Origin of the sequence: Rhodococcus aetherivorans (assembly GCF_011058165.1) — a bacterium.
Lineage (GTDB): Bacteria > Actinomycetota > Actinomycetes > Mycobacteriales > Mycobacteriaceae > Rhodococcus > Rhodococcus aetherivorans.
The window spans coordinates 5,762-25,268 of sequence record NZ_JAALEG010000068.1 but is presented as its reverse complement, the minus strand read 5'-3'; the positions used below and the strand labels follow the sequence as shown (position 1 = coordinate 25,268).

Annotated in this window: 2 protein-coding genes; one reads left to right on the top strand and one right to left on the bottom strand. The window is 75.1% G+C overall.

Annotation, left to right across the window (positions count from 1 at the left end):
• Positions 1-447 precede the first annotated feature (447 nt).
• Positions 448-2,226 carry a DUF4012 domain-containing protein gene (locus G6039_RS22270; protein ID WP_043803006.1) on the bottom strand — a complete coding sequence of 593 codons (1,779 nt, stop codon included), beginning with the start codon at positions 2,224-2,226 and terminating at the stop codon, positions 448-450.
• A 267-nt stretch (positions 2,227-2,493) separates the two neighbouring features.
• Here G6039_RS22270 and G6039_RS22265 point away from each other — a divergent pair.
• A partial coding sequence (locus G6039_RS22265) for a non-ribosomal peptide synthetase (RefSeq protein ID WP_241258871.1) occupies positions 2,494-19,507 on the top strand: 17,014 nt, incomplete at its 3' end.

The following is a 19,507-nucleotide window of genomic DNA, read 5'->3' as shown; positions in this document are numbered from 1 at the left end:
TGATTGGATAGATTTAATATGCTTGCTTGGACTCGCCATTTTAGCGTGTTGGTCGTGGAAGAAGATTACTAGATGAGGCCCGGAAGGGCTAAGTGTAACACTTCTTCTCTGGTTGGCTGGAGTGAGGGGATAGGAATGGAGACGACTGCGGTATATTTGTTTCGTCCCCTGGTCTTCATGTGCTCGATTTTCGCTTCTGCTGCTTGGTGTCTCGCTCGACCGCATGTGGTTTCCGTTGCTGCCCTGGTTGTTTCGTCGTTCATGTGGTTGCCATTCAACGGGCCGCTCGAAGGTGAGGTTTTGTACACCTTGAATCCTGACCACGGCATTACCGAGGGAGATCTACTCTCCCTGTGCGGATTCGGCATCGCTCTTTGGGAGTCGGCCCGGTTGCGGTGGCGTCGTGGCCATAGAATCAGGGTCCGGCGTCGGTAACGATTCCGACGCTCAGCACGTAGGCACTTCCACGATAGCCTCGGGGGAGTCGACAAGTGGCTGAAAGGTAAGTCTTGCGGTTCCGTGCGAACTTGGCTCGGTTAGCTCGAAGATTATCTCCGCCGTGTGCCCCTGCTCGATTGGGAGTTGGACACTGTAGACGGGGTGCTTCATTTCAGCCCCGGTGAACTGCATTGCGGGCACGCCGTCCACCGTCACCCTCTCGAGGCGAGCGCGCTGGGTGGCCACTAGCGACAGATCGACCAGATTAGTGCCGAATGGTGCGCCCACCGGGTTGTCGAACATGCCGGCGACGTAGGTCGTGTGGTTACCCTCTGGAAGGTCGTTGGTTAGCCGTACAGTCACCGTCGACTCTCGGGTGTCCCCGTCGCACGACCCTGCGGTGTATTCGATTTCCCGCCGGAGGTAGTAGTCGAGCTTGTTTCCTCCGAGGTTGTTGACTACGACACCGGCGTATGGGGCAGGGTCGTCAGGGACCACGTGTCCCAGTTTTGTGCGCTCCAGAGTTTCCTGCTCTTGAGGATCGTCGCTCCACAACGCCAGGCGTCCTTCGCTCGCGGCGCGGCCGAGTGCCTCTAGAAGTGCCTGCGGCCGGCTGATGCTGCCCGTCATCTTCTGGACGACCGCCGACGCGACGGTTTCCAGATACCGCTTGCGGGCGGCCTGATCGTCGCCGAAGCGCGAATACGCCGTGGATTCGGTCAGTTCGACGACGTTGTCGGCCGTGATCTTCTCGCCGCCCGGCAACGTCACCGGGCCGACCACCTCGAGGACGTAGCTCAGCGCCACCGGATCGGTGGCGACCGCACCGTCGACCCGCTCGCCCGACTCCTGCTGCCAGATCGACTGCCAGATCTGCGCCGCGTACGGGAAATGGGAGCTGACATTGCTGTTGCGGAAGTCCACCGTCGGCCGGCTGTGCCCGTAGGTGCGGGCGAAGTCGGGTCCGAGGTCGATGGGCTGGTAGTTCGTGCGCAGTTCCCGGTTGCTCGCCAGGTCGTCGACCCGCACCGCACCGTCGGCCGCGCGGACGATGCCGAACCCGCCGAGCAGGCCGCCCGTGCCCCGGGCCTCCGCGTTGGTCTGGAATCCGATGAAGTAGCTGCGCGGCCCGTCGGCACCCAGCATGGCCGGCGCGATCTCGGCCGCGAGGGAAGTGTTGTGGAGCAAACCGGACAATTCGGCTGTCTGGTCCTGCAATTGGACGCGGGCGTCGTCGATCAGGCCGAGGTAGGTGCCGTCGATGTTCTGCGCGCGCGCGTCCAGTTCGGCCGCCGCCGCCGCGGTGGTCTCCAGGACGGGGGCGGCGTCGCGCAGTGCGGCGAGGTTGATGCGGGCGCCGTCGAGGATCAGCTGATCGGGTGAGACCGCCGAGCCGGCATCCACGGCAGGCACCAGAACATCCGATGTGAGGCCTGTCACAACGTCGCTCATCTGCTGGCTCGAGGCGAAGGGGCTGCCGAGCCATGGGATTGCCGCGGCGATGCTCCACGGCAGCGAGTGGGTGGAATCCTGGGCCTGCTTCGCGTACTTGTCGGCGTCGCCGGCGGTGCGCAGGGCCGTCTCGGTATCACCGGCCAGCAGAGCATTTTTCGAGCTCGTGGCGTACTCCCGGGCCTGCTCGAGGCTCGACTTCGCCTGCAGCCCTTCGTAAGCCAGCCAGGTGCCGAGGCCGACGACGACGACCGCTCCTGCGGTGCAACCGATCGCGATGGTCCGGCGCTTGTGGCGCTCGGCGGCGATCTGCTCGTCGGTCTTGCGTCGGCGCACCTTGCGCCGGCGTGGTTCCGGCGAAAGTGACTCGTCGGTAACATCGTTCACGCGGTCAAACCCCCTTCGATTCCTCCGCGGCGACCATATCCGAGAAACCGGTCGGATGGTCGGTTCGAGTGGTGAGTAACGCTCAGGATCGTTAGGGTCGATGTATTCGACGGTGATGGATGCAGGGAGGCGTCCACGCCGTGGTCGATCGAGGGGTTCCACTGCACGCCCGTCGGTCTCGAGGGAAAACGAGGGGGTGCGGTGCCGTCTTTTGCCATGTCCACGAGTCAGCGTGGACTGTGGTTTGCTCAGCAGCTCACCCCGGACGTCCCGTTCACCATCGCCCAGTACCTGGACCTGCACGGCCCGCTCGACGCGGACCTGATCCGCGCGGCCTGCAACCGGGCCGCCCGCGAGGTCGAATCCGGCACGCTGTTCCTCGAGATGGTCGACGGCGAGCCGCGGCAACGGGTGATTCCCGACGTCGACGACTACCCCGGCTACCTGGACCTGCGCGGCCACGACGACCCCGAGGCCGAGGCGCGACGGTGGATGGACGAGACCTACACCCGTCCGCTCGACCCGCTGCGCGACCGGCTCATTGCCACCACGCTGATCCAGCTCGCCGACGAGCACTTCTACCTCTTCACCTACATCCACCACCTCGCCCTCGACGGGCACGGCGGGATGGTGATGCTCGGCCGCAGCGCGGAGCTGTACACGGCGTGGGCGCGCGGGGAGGCGCCGGCGCCGCTCGCGGCGATGAGCCTCGAGCAGATCGCCGAACACGAGCTCGCCTACGTCGGCAGCACCAGGCAGGCCACTGACCGCGAGCATTGGAGGCAGCGCCTGGTGGACCTGCCGCCGCCCGTCACGCTCGCCGCCGGCTCCGCCGCCCCCTCGATGCCGTGCCGACACGTCGGTGCGGCGCTCGGCGCCGAGGTGACCGACGCCGTCGCCGAGCTGGCCCGCGACGCCAACTCCACCGACGTCCCGATCGTCGTCGCCGCCTTCGCCGCCTACCTGGCCCGCATGACCGGCACCACGGACGTCGCGCTGAGCCTGCCGGTCTCGGCCCGCACCACCGCGCCGCTGCGCCGCTCGGCGGGCTCGATCTCGAACATCGTGCCGCTGCGGGTGGGCGTGGAACCGGACGTGACCGTCGCCGAGCTGGTGCGGCGCGTACAGGTGGAGCTGACCGGGGCGCTGCGGCACCAGCGGTACCGCTACGAGGACATGCTGCGCGACCTGCACGCCGTCGGCGATCACCGGGAGACCCGCAGCGCGTTCGGGCCCGTGGTGAACCTGATGATGTTCAACCCGGAGTACGCGTACGGCGACATCTCCGGCGACTACAACCTGCTCTCCACCGGCCCGGTCGACGACCTGTCGGTGAACGTGTACGCCGGGATCGCCGGGCGCAGCACGCGGGTGGACTTCGAGGCCAACCCGCGCCTGTACGGCGACGAGACGCTCGCCCGGCACCACCGGCGGTTCCTGGACTTCCTCGGCGCGTTCGCGCGGTCGGCCGACCACGCGGTGGGCGACCTGCCGCTCGCGGCGCCCGGCGAACTCGCCGACCTCGTCCCCGCGCGTGGCCCGCACGTCGAGGACGTACTCCTGCTGCCCGACGTGCTCACCGCGCACGCCGGCTCGGACCGCGTCGCCGTGCGCGACGGCGCCGCCGCGCTGACCTACCGGGAACTGGACGATCGTTCAACTGCGCTCGCGCGCAGGCTGATTGCGTGCGGCGCGGGACCCGACGACCGGGTCGCGGTGCTGCTGCCGCGCTCGGTCGGCGCGGTGGTGGCGCTGTGGGCCGTCGCCAAGGCCGGCGCCGCCTACACCCCGATCGATCCGGGCACCCCGGCGCTGCGGCTCGCTGAACTGCTGCGCGACGTGCCCGTCGCGGTGTGCGGCGACGACGTCGCCCTGCCCGACGGCGTGACCCGCGTGGATCCGGCGGGCGGCGAGGTGTCGCCGGCGCCGTTCGACGCGGGCGAACGGCTGCGTCCGCTGCACCCCGACCACCTCGCGTGGGTGATCCACACGTCCGGCTCCACGGGCACCCCCAAGGCCGTCGCCGTCGGCCACCGCGGTCTCGCCGAACTCGTCGCGACGCTGCGGGAGCGGTACCCGGCCGACGCCGCGTCGCGCGTGCTGCACCTGGCCGCCCCGAGTTTCGACGCGTCGCTGCAGGAACTGCTGCTGGCCTTCGACACCGGCGCCACCCTCGTGGTCTGCCCGCCCGACGTGGTCGGCGGACCGGACCTGGCCGCGCTGCTGCGCGAGCAGGCCGTCACCCACGCGATCACCGCGCCCGCCGTCTTGGCCGTCACGCCCGAGGCCGACCTGCCGGCGCTGCGGATGCTCGACGCGGGCGGCGAGGCCCTGGCGAGCGACGTCGCCGACCGGTGGTCGCGCGGGCGCACGATGCTCAACGCGTACGGGCCCACCGAGACCACCGTCCTCGCCATGCTCAGCGAGCCGCTGCGGCCGGGTGGGGGAGTGCCCATCGGCGCACCCGTCCACGGCGTGACGGCCGTCGTGCTCGACGCGCGGCTGCACCCGGTGCCCGTCGGCGCGGTCGGCGAGCTGTACCTGGGTGGGCCGGCCGTCGCGCGTGGATACCTCGGCGACCCGGCGCTGACCGCGGCCCGGTTCGTCGCGTCGCCGTTCGGCCGCGTGTACCGCACAGGAGACCTGGTGCGCTGGAGCCGTGCGCGTTTCTGGTCGTCGGAGCTACCAGAAACGCGCACGGGCGGCGGGGACGTCCTGGAGTTCGTCGGGCGCGCCGACCGGCAGGTGAAGATTCGCGGCTACCGCATCGAACCCGGCGAGGTCGAGGCGGCGCTCACGGGTCTCGGCGACGTCGCGAGCGCGGCCGTCGTCGTCCGCGGCGACACCCTCGCGGCCTACGTCGTCGGTGACGTCGAGCCCGACGACGTGCACGCCCGCCTCGCCGAGCGCCTGCCCGCCTACCTGCGGCCCGCGACGGTCACCGTGCTCGACGCGCTGCCGCTCACCCCGGGCGGCAAGATCGACCGTCGCGCCCTGCCCGCCCCGGCTGTCGACACGGCCACCGGCTCGCGCACGCCGACCGGCCCGACCGAGACGCTCGTCGCGCAGCTGATGTGCGAGATCGTCGGCGTCGACCGGGTGGGGGCGGACGCGAACTTCTTCGCCCTCGGCGGGCATTCGCTCGGCGCGGCACAGCTCGCGGCGCGGCTCGGGGCCGCGCTCGGCCGCGACGTACACCTGCGCGACGTGTTCGACCATCCCACCGTCGCCGGACTCGCCGCGGCCGTCGACGCCGGACCGGCCGCCGCGATGCCCGCGCCCACCCGCTCGGACGACGACACGCCCGCGCCGCTCGCCCCCGCCCAGCGACGGCTGTGGCTGCTCGCGCAGGGTGACACCGCCGCCTACCACCTGCCGTTCGCGCTGCACCTCGACGGCACCCTCGACGTGGCCGCGCTGCGCGCCGCGGTCGGCGACGTCCTCGACCGGCACGAGATCCTGCGCACCGTCTACACCGAAACCGGCCCGCGGCAACGGGTCCGGCCCGTGGCCGAGGTGCTGCCCGCCCTCGACGTCGAACCCGTCGACCCGGCCGACGTGGACGCCCTGATCGCCGAGTGGGCCGCCGCACCGTTCGACCTCGCCACCGGCATCCCGCTGCGGGTGCGGCTGCTGCGCGTGGGCCCGGACCGGCACGTGGTCGCCGTAGTCGCCCACCACATCGCCATGGACGGCGCGTCGTTCGTGCCGCTGACCCTCGACCTCGCTGCCGCCTACGCCGCCCGCGCCGCCGGACACGGCCCGCGGTGGGAACCGTTGTCGCTGCGGTACTCCGACTACGCCCGCTGGCACCGCGCCCTGCTCGGCGACGCGGACGACCCGGACAGCCTCGCCGCCCGCGAACTCGCGCACTGGACCACCGCGCTCGCCGGGCTGGGCGAGGCGCCGACCCTGCCCACCGACCGTCCCCGCCCCGGCCGCCCCGGAGCGGCCGAATCGCTCGAATTCGCCGTCCCCGCCACGCGGTTCGAGGCGCTGCGCCGCCTGGCCGCCGCGCACGACGCCACCGCGTTCATGGCGGTGCACGCCGCCGTCGCCGTGTGGCTGTCGGCGTGGACCGGGGGGCGCGACGTCGCCGTCGGCTCCGGCACGGCCGGCCGCGAGCACCCCGACCTCGAGCGTCTCGTCGGCATGTTCGTCGGCACCGTCGCGCTGCGGCTCGACGTGGACCCGGCCGCGTCGTTCATCGAGCTGCTCGCCGCCGCCCGTCGCGCGGACCTCGACGCCTACGCGCACGCGACGGTGCCGTTCGACCGTGTCGTCGACGCGCTCGGATTCGCGCCGTTCCAGGTGATGCTCGCCTACGACAACGTCGCCGTGCCCGACCTCGCGCTGCCCGGGCTGAGGGTGCGCGCCGAGGAGATCCCGTCCGGCCGCGCCCGGTTCGACGTGGAGGTCGCGGTGCGCGAGCTTCCCGACGGCTCGCTGTGCGGACGGGTGATCTACGACGGTGCCCTGTTCGAGCGCGCGACGGTCGCCGCCGCGGTGGCCCGCCTGCACGCGGTGCTCGACGCGGCCGTCGCCGCGCCGCAGGCACCCGTCGGCGATCTCGAGCTCGGCGCCCCCGAGGTCGTCCTGGCAGACCCCGGTCCGGTCGCGACGTTGCCGGAGCTGCTCGCCGCGCACCCTCTGCTGGTCGCGGCCCCGGGCGGCGTGCCGGTCGAGTTGATCGCCGCCGCAACACCGTTGGCGTGGCACCTGATCGAGCGCGGTCTCGGCCCGGAGGATCGGGTGGCGATTCTGCTGCCGCGGTCGGTGGACTCGGTGCGCGTGGTGGCCGCCGTCGCGCTGACCGGGGCGGCGTTCGTGCCCGTCGACCCTGCGCAGCCCGCGGTGCGGATCGCCCGGATCCTCGCCGACGCCGGGGTGCGGCACGTCGTCGCCCGGCCCGGCACGTCGCTGCCCGACGGCGTCGCACTCGTCGACCCGGCCGCCGGATCCGCGCGGTCGGCGCCGATCACCGACGCCGACCGGGTGCGTCCGCTGCGGCCCGACCACGCCGCGTACCTCGTCTACACCTCCGGCTCGACCGGCACGCCGAAGGGCGTCGTCGTCACCCACCGGGGGCTCGCGCCGCTCGTCGGGGCGCTGCGCAGCCGGATGGACCTCGACCCGCAGGCGCGGGTGCTGCACTTCGCGTCGCCCGCGTTCGACGCGTCGGTGCTCGAATACCTCCTGGCGGCCGCGGCCGGGGGCACCCTCGTCGTCGCGCCGCCGGACGTGTACGGCGGCGAGGACCTGCTCGAACTGCTGCGCGCCGAGCGCATCACGCACTGGTTCTCCACCCCGGCCGTGCCTGCCCAACTGGACCCCGCGGGCCTGGACGCGCTGCGCGTGCTCGCCGTCGGCGGCGAGGCGTGGCCGGCCGAGACCGCGGCCCGGTGGGCGCCCGGCCGGACCATGCTCAACGTGTACGGGCCCACCGAGACCACCGTGCTCGCCACCGCCAGCGCGCCGCTCGTGCCGGGGGAGCGGCTGACCATCGGCACCGGCCTCGACGGCGTCACCGCGCTCGTGCTCGGCCCGCGGCTGCGGCCCGTGCCCGTCGGCGTGGTCGGCGAGCTGTACCTCGCCGGGCCGGGCCTGGCCCGCGGCTACCTCGGAATGCCGAGCCTGACCGCGAGCCGCTTCGTCGCGTCCCCGTTCGGCGGCGGTCGCATGTACCGCACGGGCGACAGGGTGCGATGGAGCGGTGTGCCCTTTGGGCGGCCGGAGCAGCCCAAAGGACACACCGGCGGCGGAGCCGCCCTCGAGTTCGTCGGGCGGGTCGACCATCAGGTCAAGCTCCGCGGGTTCCGCATCGAACTCGGCGAGATCGACGCCACCCTCGCCGGGCATCCCGCGGTCGCCGCCGCCGTCACCGTCGTGCGGGGCGAGGCGCTCGTCGCGTACGTACACGGTCCCGACCCCGCCCGCCTCGACCCGGCAGAGCTGCGGGAGTTCGTCGCCGCGCGGCTGCCACGGCACATGGTGCCCGCCACGGTCACCGTCCTCGACGCGCTGCCGCTCACGAGCACCGGCAAGATCGACCGCGCCGCGCTGCCCGAACCCACCGCAGACCCGGACCGCCCGAGCACCGGATATCGCAGCGCCGCCGAGGAACTCGTCGCCGGCGTCGTCGCCGACCTGCTCGACGTGCCCGCCGTCGCCGCCGACGACGACTTCTTCGCGCTCGGCGGCAACTCGCTGCTCGCCACCCGGCTCGCCGCGCGCCTCGGCGCGGTCGCCGGCCACCGCGTCGGCGTGCGGGAGATCTTCGAGCACCCCACCGTCGCCGGCCTCGCCGTCGCCGTGTCCGATCCGATTGCCGGCGAACGCCTTCCGCTGCTGCCGACCGGCGACACCGGTCCGGTGCCGCTCGCGCCGGCGCAGCAGCGGATGTGGCTCGCCAACCGGCTCGACGTCGCCGACGCCGCCCCCGGCGACCACGTCGCGTTCGCCGTCGACCTCGCCGCCGGCACCGACCTCGACGCCCTCGCGGCCGCCGCCGCGGACGTGATCGCCCGGCACGCCGTGCTGCGCACCGTCCACCCCGACGGCCCGGACGGGCCGACACAGCGGGTGCTGCCCGGCGTCGCCCTCGACCTCGCGCCACACGCGACACCCGCCGACCTCGACGACGCCCTCACCGAATTCGCCTGCACCGGTTTCGATCTCACCGTCGACCCGCCGCTGCGCACCCGCCTCTACCGCACCGGCGCCGGCTACACCCTCGCGGTGGTGCTGCACCACATCGCCGTCGACGGGCTGTCGCTGCTGCCGCTCGGCCGCGACCTCGCGCTCGCCTACGCCGCCCGGCGCGACGGGCGCACCCCGGCGTGGCCGCCGCTGCCCGTCACCTACCGCGACTACGCCCGCTGGCAGCACACCCTGCTCGGCGACCCGGCCGACGCCGACAGCCTCGCCGCCCGCCAGCTCGCGCACTGGACTCGCACCCTCGTCGGCGCCCCGCCGCTGCTGGCCCTGCCCACCGACCGTCCCCGCGGCGACGGCGACGGCGCCGCCGGGCGCGTGCGCTTCTCGGTGCCCGCCGAACTGCACGCCGCCGTCGACAAGCTGGCCCGCGCCCACGACGCGACGACGTTCATGGTCGTGCACGCCGCGCTCGCCGTGCTGCTCGCGACCCTGGCCGCCGCCGAGGACGTCACCGTCGGCACCCCCGTCTCCGGGCGGGTCGACCCGATGCTCGACGACGTGGCCGGCATGTTCGTCGGCACCGTCGCGCTGCGGCTGCCCGTGCCGGCCCGCGCGACGTTCGCGGAACTGCTCGCCGACGCCCGCCGCGTCGACCTCGACGCGTTCGCGCACGCCGACGTGCCGTTCGACCGGGTCGTCGACGCCCTCGGCGCCTCCGCGTCGCGGCACCACCCGGTCTTCCAGGTGATGCTCGCCTACGAGAGCTTCGCGCTGGACGGCCTCGACGTGCCCGGCGTGACCGGGGTGCGCGAGATATCCACCGGCACGGCCCGATTCGACCTCGAGGTCACCGTCCGCGAGACCCGCTCCGACGCCGGCACCCCCACCGGGCTCGACGGGGTGCTCACCTACGACCGCGGCCTGTTCGACCACGACACCGTCGCCGCGTGGGCGCCGTTCCTGCTGCGCATCCTCGACGTGGTCACCGCCGACCCGGCCGTCGCCGTCGGCGGCATCGACCTGCTCGGCCCCGACGACGACGCGTCCGCACCCCGGCCGGCCCCCGACACGGCCACGCTGCCCGCGCTGGTTGCCGAGCAGGCACGCCGCCGCCCCGACGCGGTCGCGCTCACCCACGGCGACGACACCCTGACCTACGCCCAGCTGCACGCCCGCTCCGGGGCGCTCGCCGAAATGCTCGCCGAGCGCGGGCTCGGCGTCGAGGACGTCGTCGCCGTCGCGCTGCCCCGCTCGCTCGACCTGGTGGTGGCGATCCTCGCCGTCGCCCGCGCCGGCGCCGTGTACCTGCCGCTGGACGTCACCCACCCGCCGGCGCGGCTGCGCGCCCTGCTCGACGACGCCGCCCCCGCCGCGGTGCTGTGCGACACCGGGTTCGCGGTCGACACGGATGTGGCTCTCCTGCACGTCGATGCGCCCGAGGTTCGGCAACGCCTGGACGCCGGCGCCGCGTTCGACGCGGCCGTGCCCGCCGGTGCCGGCGCGTACCTGATCTACACCTCCGGCTCCACCGGCACCCCCAAGGGCGTGCTCGTCGGGCACGAGGCCGCCGCGGCGGTGTTCGCCGCCACCGGCGACGTCGGGTTCGGCCCGCGCGACGTGTGGACCCTGTTCCACTCCCCGGCGTTCGACTTCTCCGTGTGGGAGATGTGGGGGGCGCTCACCACCGGCGGGCGGCTCGTCGTCGTCGACCACTACACCGCCCGCGACCCCGGGGCGTTCGCCGCGCTGCTCGACGGCGAGGGCGTCACCGTCCTCAACCAGACGCCCACCGCGTTCGGCCAGCTCGCCACCGTCGACACCGCGCTGCCCACGCTGCGGCTGCTGATCCTCGGCGGCGAAGCCCTCGACCCCGGGCGGGTCCGGCCGTGGCTCGCGGACCGGCCGCACGTGCGCGCGGTGAACATGTTCGGCATCACCGAGACCACCGTGCACGTCACCCGCGGCCCCGCCGCCGAGCCCGGCGTCGGGCGGCCGCTGCCCGGGCTCGACGTGCAGATCCTGGACCGGTCGCTGCGCCGCACCCCGCCCGGCACCGTCGGCGAACTCTACGTCGCCGGAGGCCAACTCGCCCGCGGCTACCGCGGCCGCCCCGGCCTGACCGCCACCCGGTTCGTCGCCGCGCCCGGCGGCGCCCGCCGCTACCGGACCGGCGACCTCGGCCGCCGCGGCCGCGACGGGGTGCTGCACCACCGGGGCCGCGCCGACGACCAGCTCGAGCTGCGCGGCTACCGCATCGAACCCGGCGAGATCGAGGCCGCCCTGCTGCGCTGCGACGGCGTCACCCAGGCCGTGGTGGTGCTGCGCGACGACCGGCTCGTCGCCTACCTCGTCGGCGGCTCACCCACCGGGGCGCTGCGCGCGCTGCGCCGCACCCTGCCCGACTACCTCGTGCCCGCCGCCGCCGTCGCCCTGGATGCGCTGCCGCGCACCGCCAACGGCAAGCTCGACCGCGCGGCCCTGCCCGCACCCGCCGTCGCCCCCACCGGCGGCCTCGCCCCGCACGGGCCGCTCGAGGAACTCGTCGCCGAGGTGTTCCGGGAACTGCTCGGCGCCGGGCCCGTCGGCGCCGGCGACGACTTCTTCGACCTCGGCGGCAACTCGCTGCTCGCGACCCGCCTCGCCGGGCGCCTCGCCGACATCGCCGACGTCGACGTCACCGTCCGCGACGTGTTCGACGCCGCCACCGTCGCCGACCTCGCCGCGCTGCTCGCCGCCCGCGCCGGCACCGGCCGTCGCCGTGCCCCGCTCGTCGCGGCCGGCGACGACACCCCGGCGCCGCTGTCGCCGGCGCAGCAGCGGCTGTGGTTCGTCAACCGGCTCGACCCCGGATCCGGCAGCTACAACCTGCCGTTCGCGGTGCGGCTCGACGGCCGGCTCGACGTCGCGGCGCTCACCGCCGCCGTCGCCGACGTCCTCGACCGGCACCGCACCCTGCGCACCGTGTACCCCGACGCCACCGCGCAGGTGGTGCGGCCCGTCGCGCGGCCCGGCCTCGAGCCCGTCGCCGTGCCCGCCGAGGGGCTCGACGAGTTCGTCCGCGAGTTCGCCGCCCCCGGCTTCGATCTCACCCGCGAGACGCCGGTGCGGATGCGGCTGTACCGGCTCGCGCCGCGGCGGCACGTGCTCGCGGTGGTGGTGCACCACATCGCCGCCGACGAATGGTCGCTCACCCCGCTGCTGGGCGACCTCGTCGACGCCTACACCGCCCGGCGCGCCGGGCAGGCGCCGCGGTGGGCGCCGCTGCCGGTGCAGTACACCGACTTCAGCCGCTGGCAGCGCGCCGGCGCCGACGGCCAGCTCGCGCACTGGGCGACCGTGCTCGCCGGCCTGCCCGACGAGGTGACCCTGCCCGGCGACCGGCCGCGGCCCGCGCGCCCGACCGGCCGCGGTGCCACCCACGGGGTGGCGGTGGATCATGCGGTGGCCGCAGGTGTTTCGCGGCTCGCCCGGGACGGTCGCGCGACGACGTTCATGGTGCTGCACGCGGCGCTGGCCGTGCTGCTGGCCCGGCACGGCGCCGGCGACGACATCGCCGTCGGCACCGTCGTCGCCGGGCGCGGCGACCCGCAGCTCGACGCCCTCGTCGGCATGTTCGCCGGGACCCTCGTCCTGCGCACCCCCGTCGACCCGGACGCCACCTTCGCCGACCTGCTCGCCGAGGTCCACGCCCGCGACCTCGCCGCCTACACCCACCCCGACGCGCCGTTCGAGACCCTCGTCGAACGCCTCAATCCCGCCCGCAACCCCGCCCGGCATCCGCTGTTCCAGGTCGCCCTGTCGCTGCGCCGCCCCACCGTCGACGCGTTCGAGCTGCCCGGCCTGACCGCGCGGGTGCTGCCGGTGGCCGACGAGCACGCCAACTTCGACGTCCAGCTCGTCGTCACCGAGACCGGCCCCGGCGTCGACCTCGAATTCGCCTACGCCACCGACCTGTACGACGCGGGCACCGTCGCCGCGTTCGCCGACCGGTACGTCGCGATCCTGCGGGCCGCCGTCGCCGACCCGGCCGTGCGGATCGGCGACATCGACCTGCTCACCGAGCGGGAACGCGCCGCGCTGGTCCCCGCCGCCGGCCCCGAGCCGGCCCCGGCGCGGACGCTGTGGCAGTGGTTGGCCGCCGGCGCCGCCCGCGGCGGCGACGGTGTGGCCGTGCGCGACGGCGACACCGAACTGACCTACCCGCAGCTGCTCGCGCGCGCCGACGCGCTCGCCGCCCGGCTGCACGCCGCCGGCGCCCGGCCCGGCACGGCCGTCGCGTGCGCGCTGCCCCGCTCGCTCGACTCCGTCGTCGCCGTGTGGGGCATCGCCCGGCTCGGAGCCGCCCCGATGCTCGTCGACCCCGCCCAGCCCGCCGCGCGGCTCGCCGCGATGCTCGGCGACGCGACCGTCGGCGTCACCGGCGCCGCGCACCGCGGGTCGCTGCCTGCCGCCGTGACCTGGCTCGATGTCGCCGGCTCCCACGGTGGCGGCTTTCACGGTGACGGTGTCGAGGTGGCCGACCCGGGCGCCGGCGCGCCCGCCTACCTGGTGTTCACCTCCGGAACCAGCGGAAACCCCAAGGGCGTCACCATCACCCACCGGGGGGTGAGCGCCCTCGCCGAGGACCTCGCCGAGCGGTTCGCCGCCGCGCCCGGCGACCGGATGCTGCACGTCGCGTCGCCGAGCTTCGACGCGGCGATGCTCGAGCTGCTCGTCGCGGGCACCGCCGGCGCGACCCTCGTCGTCGCCGGGCCCGACGCGTACGGCGGCGACGCCCTCGCCGACCTGCTCGCCGGCGAGCGCATCACGCACGCGTGCGTCACCCCGTCGGCGCTGGCGACCGTGCCGCCGCGGGCGCTGCCCGACCTGCGGGTGCTCATGCTGGGCGGCGAGGCCGTGAGCGACGAGCTCGTCGCCCGGTGGGGTGCGGGCCGTCGCCTCTACAACGGATACGGCCCCGCCGAGGCCACCGTCTTCGCGACTTGTTCGTCGCCGCTGGCGCCCGGCGCGGACGTCGTGATCGGCACCCCCGTGCGCGGGGTCCAGGCCGTCGTGCTCGACGAACGGCTGCGGCCCGTGCCCACCGGCGTGGCCGGCGAGCTGTACCTGGCGGGGGAGCGGCTCGCCGACGGGTACCGCGACGACCCGGGCCGCACCGCGACGCGGTTCGTCGCCGCCGACGGCGGTCGTCGCCGGTACCGCACGGGCGACCTGGCCCGCTGGGCCGGTGTGTCCTTTGGGTGGCCGGAGCAGCCCAAAGGACACACCGGCGGCGGGGTCGCGTTGCGGTTCGTGGGGCGCAGCGACGATCAGGTCAAGCTGCGGGGCGTGCGCATCGAACCGGGCGAGGTCGACGCCGCGCTGCGGACCGTGCCCGGCGTCGAGCAGGCCGCGACCGTCGTGCGCGACGGGGCGCTCGTCTCCTACGTCGTGCCCGCCGGCGTCGACGCCGAGGACGCGCGCGGGCGGCTGCGGCAGAGCCTGCCCGCCCACCTCGTGCCCGTCGCCGTCGTGCCGCTCGACGCGGTGCCGCGCACCGCGCACGGCAAGCTCGACGTCGCGCGGCTGCCCGCCCCCGACCTCGGCGGGCGGGACGAGCCCGGCACCGGGACCGAGGCGCTCGTCGCGCGGGTCTACGGCGAACTGCTCGACTCCCCGGTCGGCAGGACCGACGACTTCTTCGCCGTCGGCGGCAACTCGCTGCTCGCGACCGTGCTCGTGGGCCGGCTGCGCGAGGAGACCGGCGTCGCCGTGCCGCTGCGGCTGATCTTCGAGCACCCCACCGTCGAGGGGCTCGCCGCCGCGCTCGACGCCGGCGGACTCGACGTCGAGGCCGGGCCGGTGCCCGTCCACCCGCGCCCCGCCCGGATCCCGCTCAGCCGGGCGCAACGTCGCCTGTGGGGGCTCAGCCGCCTCGACCCCGACGCCTACCTGCTGCGCGCCGACGTGCGCCTGACCGGCCCGCTCGACGTGCCCGCCCTCGAGGCCGCGCTCGGCGACGTGGTGGCGCGGCACGAGATCCTGCGCACCCGCATCGTCGTCGACGAGCAGGGCCCGCATCAGGTCCTGGCGGACCGTGGTGTCCATTGGGACCTCGAGGGGACCGAAAGGACACCACGGCGCCTGCGCCTCGCCGTGGACCACGCCGCGGCGGACGGGGCGTCGCTCGCGCCGCTGCTGCGCGACCTCGCCGTCGCCTACGCCGCCCGCGCGGCCGGGCAGGCGCCGCGGTGGGAGCCGCTGCCGCTGCAGTACGCCGACTACGCGCTGTGGGAACAGGCGCGCGGGATCCCGGAGGCGGACGCCGCGCACTGGCGGCGCGCCCTCGACGGGCTCGATCCGATCGAATTACCCACGCAGGCAGGGTATTCGGAGACGGAGTCGTCGGAGCAGGAGGCCGGGACCGTCGCGTTCGAGGTGCCCGCCGACGTGCGCGCCGGGATCGCAGAGCTCGCGCGGGCCCACGCCGCCACCGAGTTCATGGTGCTGCACGCCGCGCTGTCGGTGCTGCTCGCCCGCGTCGGCGCCGGACACGACGTCGCCGTCGCCGCCGTGGTCTCCGCCCGCCGCTGGGCGCAGGTCGAGGACCTCGTCGGCCCGTTCCTCGAGACCCTCGTGCTGCGCGCCCGCGTGGAACCCGACATGCCGTTCGCCGGGCTCCTCGCGCAGGTCCGCGACTTCGACGTCGCCGCCCTCGACCACGCCGGGGTGCCCTACGAGCAGATCCTCGCCGGCCTGCCCGGCCGCGCCCCGCAGGTCGCGCTCGCCCTGCAGGACTTCACCCTCGCCCCCACCCGGATCGGGGACCTCACCGTCGAGGCCGAGGAGATCGTCCGCGGCGCACCGAAATTCGACCTGCAGTTCGCGTTCGCGCCCGCCGCGGACGGCTACGCCGGCACCCTCGTGCACGACGCGTCGCGGTTCGCCGGACCCACCGCGCGGCGGCTCGCGGACCGGTTCGTCGCCGTCCTGCGGCACCTCGTCGCCGCGCCCGACACCACCGTCGGGGACCTGCCCGTCGACCGTCCCGCCGCGCCGCTGACCGGCGCCGCCCCCGCCCCGGCCCGACCCCTGCCGGACCTGCTGCGCGCCACCGCCGCCGCGCACCCCGACCGGGAAGCCCTGCGCGAGGGCGACACCGCCCTGACCTACCGCGAACTCGACGCCCGCTCCGACGCGCTCGCCGACGAACTGCGCGCCGCCGGCGCCGGCCCCGGCACCGTCGTGCCCATCGACCGGCCCCGCGGCCTCGAGTACGTGCTGCGGCTGTGGGCGATCACCAAGACCGGCGCCGCGTTCACCGGCGCCCCCGACGCGGCCGGCCCGGCGCCGGCGAACGTCGCGTACGTCGTGTCGACCTCCGGCTCGACCGGGGCGCCCAAACGCGTCGCCGTCACCCACGCCGGCCTCGCCCCGCTCGCCGCCGAGGCCGCCCGCCGCTACCGCGTCGGACCCGGCGACCGCGTGCTGCAGGGCTACCATCCGGCGTTCGACGCGGCCCTGCTCGAGATCCTGCTCGCCCACACCACCGGCGCGACCCTCGTCGTCGCCCCGCCGGAGGTGTACGCGGGGGAGGACCTGCAGCGGCTGCTGCGCGCGCAGCGCATCACCCACTACCTGTCCACCCCCGCGGTGCTCGGCACCCTCGACCCGCACGAGCTGCCCGACCTGCGGGTCGTCGCGTCCGGCGGCGAAACCCTGCCGCCCGCGCTCGCCGCCCGCTGGACCGACGGCCGGCACATGCTCGACGCGTACGGGCCCACCGAGGCCACCATCGTCGCGACCCTCACCGACGTCGACGGCCGCGGCGGCATCGGCCGGCCCGTCCCCGGCACCGTCGCGCACGTCCTCGACGCCCGCCTGCGCCCGGTGCCCGACGACGCCGTCGGCGAGCTGTACCTGGCCGGGGAATCCGTCGCGCTCGGCTACCTCGGCGCCCCCGCGCTCACCGCGCAGCGGTTCGTCGCCGCCCCCGGCGGCACCCGCCGCTACCGCACCGGCGACCTGGTGCACCGCCGTCCCGACGGCACCCTCGCCTTCCGGGGCCGCACCGACCGGCAGCTCAAGGTCCGCGGCGTGCGCATCGAACCCGGGGAACTCGAGGCCGCCCTGCTCGCGCAGCCCGGCATCCGGCACGCCGTCGCGCTGGCCGCGGGCGGTGCGCTCGTCGCCTTCGCCGCCGCCGATCCGGGTGTCGAGCCGAGCCGCGTGCTCGCCGGGCTCGCCGACGTGGTGCCGCCGCACCGCATGCCGACGCGGCTGCGGCTGCTGCCGGAACTGCCCACCACCGTCAACGGCAAACTCGACACCGCAGCCCTGCGCGAAGTCGACACCGCAGCCCTGCGCGACCTCGACACCGCCGGGGACGCGCCCGCCGACGACCGGCCGCTCACCGACGTCGAGGACCTCGTCGTCACCGTCGCCGAGAGCGTGCTCGGCACCCGGCCCGACATCCACGCCGGGTTCTTCGCCGCCGGCGGTGACTCGCTGTCCGCCGTCGTCCTCGCCGCCCGCCTCGCCGACGCCTTCGGCACCGACGTGCCCGTCCGCGCCGTGCTGCAGGCACCGACCCTCGCGGCGCTCGCCGCCCACATCCGCGACGGCGACCGCACCCGGATCCCGTTGCGCCGCTACGACGACGACGCCCCCACCCCGCTCGCGCCCGCGCAACAGCGACTGTGGCTCCTCGGCCGCGCCGAGCCCGGCAGCGCCGCCTACACCGTGCCCGTCGCGCTGCACCTGACCGGCGACCTCGACACCGCCGCGCTGGCCGCGGCCGTCGCCGACGTCGCCGCCCGGCACGAGATCCTGCGCACCGCCTACCCCGACGGCGTCGCAGCCGAGGTCGATCCGCCTGTGCTCGAAGCGGTTCCGGGCACCGACCCGGCCGCCGCCGTCGCCGAGGTGATCACCGCGCCGTTCGACCTCACCGCCGACGCGCCGCTGCGGATCCGGTTGATCGAACTCGGCGCCCACGAATGGGTGCTCGCCGCCGCGGTCCACCACATCGCGTTCGACGGCGGCTCCGTCGCGCCGCTGCTGACCGACCTGCAGCACGCCTACGCCGCCCGCCTCGCCGGGGCGGAGCCGATCTGGTGGCCGCTGCCCGTGCGCTACCGCGACTACGCCCGCTGGCAACGCGACCTGCTCGGCGACCCCGCCGACCCGGACAGCCTCACCGCCCGCCAACTCGACCACTGGGCAACGACTCTCGCGGGCCTGCCCGACACGCCGCTGCCGCTGCCCACCGACCGGCCCCGGCCCGCGCGGCCCAGCCACCGCGGCGGCGCCGTCACCGCCCACCTCGACGCCGGCACCCACCGCCGCGTCCGCGACGTCGCGCGGGCCCACGACGCGACCGGCTTCATGGTGCTGCACGCGGCGCTCGCCGCGCTGCTCGCCCGCCGCAGCGGCCGCGCCGACATCGCCGTCGGCACCGCCGTCGCCGGGCGCGCCGACCCGCGCCTGCACGCCCTCGTCGGCATGTTCGTCGGCACCCTCACCCTGCGCACGACCGTCGCCGGGGACGAGCCGTTCGGGGACCTGCTGCGCCGCATCCGCACCACCGACCTCGACGCCCTCGCGCACGCGGACGTCCCGTTCGACCGGGTCGTCGCGCGGGTCGCGCCGGTCCGCGGCACCCACCATCCGCTGTTCCAGGTGCTGCTCGCCCACCGCACGGTGCCCGCGGGGGAGGACCTGCCGCAGCTGCCCGGCCTGCGCGTGCGCGAATTCGATGCCGGCACCCCGGCCGCGCAGTTCGACCTCACCTGGGACGTCACCGAACGCGACGGCGATGGCGGCATCGACGTGCGCCTCGTGTACGCCACCGACCTGTTCGACCCCGCCACCGCGGGCGCGCTGCTCGACGACTACGTCGCGCTGCTCGGCGCCGCGCTCGCCGACCCCGGCACCGCCGTCGGCGACCTCGCTGCCTCCGCGCCGGCGCCGTTGTCCGCGCCCGCCGCGGCGCCGCGCACGCTGCCGCAGCTCCTGGCCGCCACCGCCCGCACCCACCCCGGCGCCATCGCCGTGCGGGCCGGGGCCGTCGCCTGGACCTACGCCGGGCTCGCCGCCCGCGCCGACGTCGTCGCCGGGGAACTGCGCGCCCGCGGCGTGACCCGCGGCGACGTGGTCGCCGTGGCCGTGCCGCGCGGGGAATGCTGGCCGCTCGCGGTGTGGGCCGTCGCCCGGACCGGCGCGGCGTGGGTGTCCGTCGACCCGGCGCAGCCGCCCGCCCGCGTCGAGACCGTCCTGCGCGACAGCGGCGCCACCGTCGGGTTGACCGTGGCAGGTGCCGAACCGGTGGGGGAGGGCATCGACTGGGTGGACCTGACCGGCGAGTGGGAGGCGCGGGGAATCCCTGCGCCGCAACCGCATCCGGACGACACCGCGGCGGAGCCGCATCCGGACGACACCGCGGCGGAGCCGCATCCGGACGACACTGCGGCGGAGCCGCATCCGGACGACACTGCGGCGGAGCCGCATCCGGACGACACTGCGGCGGAGCCGCATCCGGACGACACTGCGGCGGAGCCGCATCCGGACGACACTGCGGCGGAGCCGCATCCGG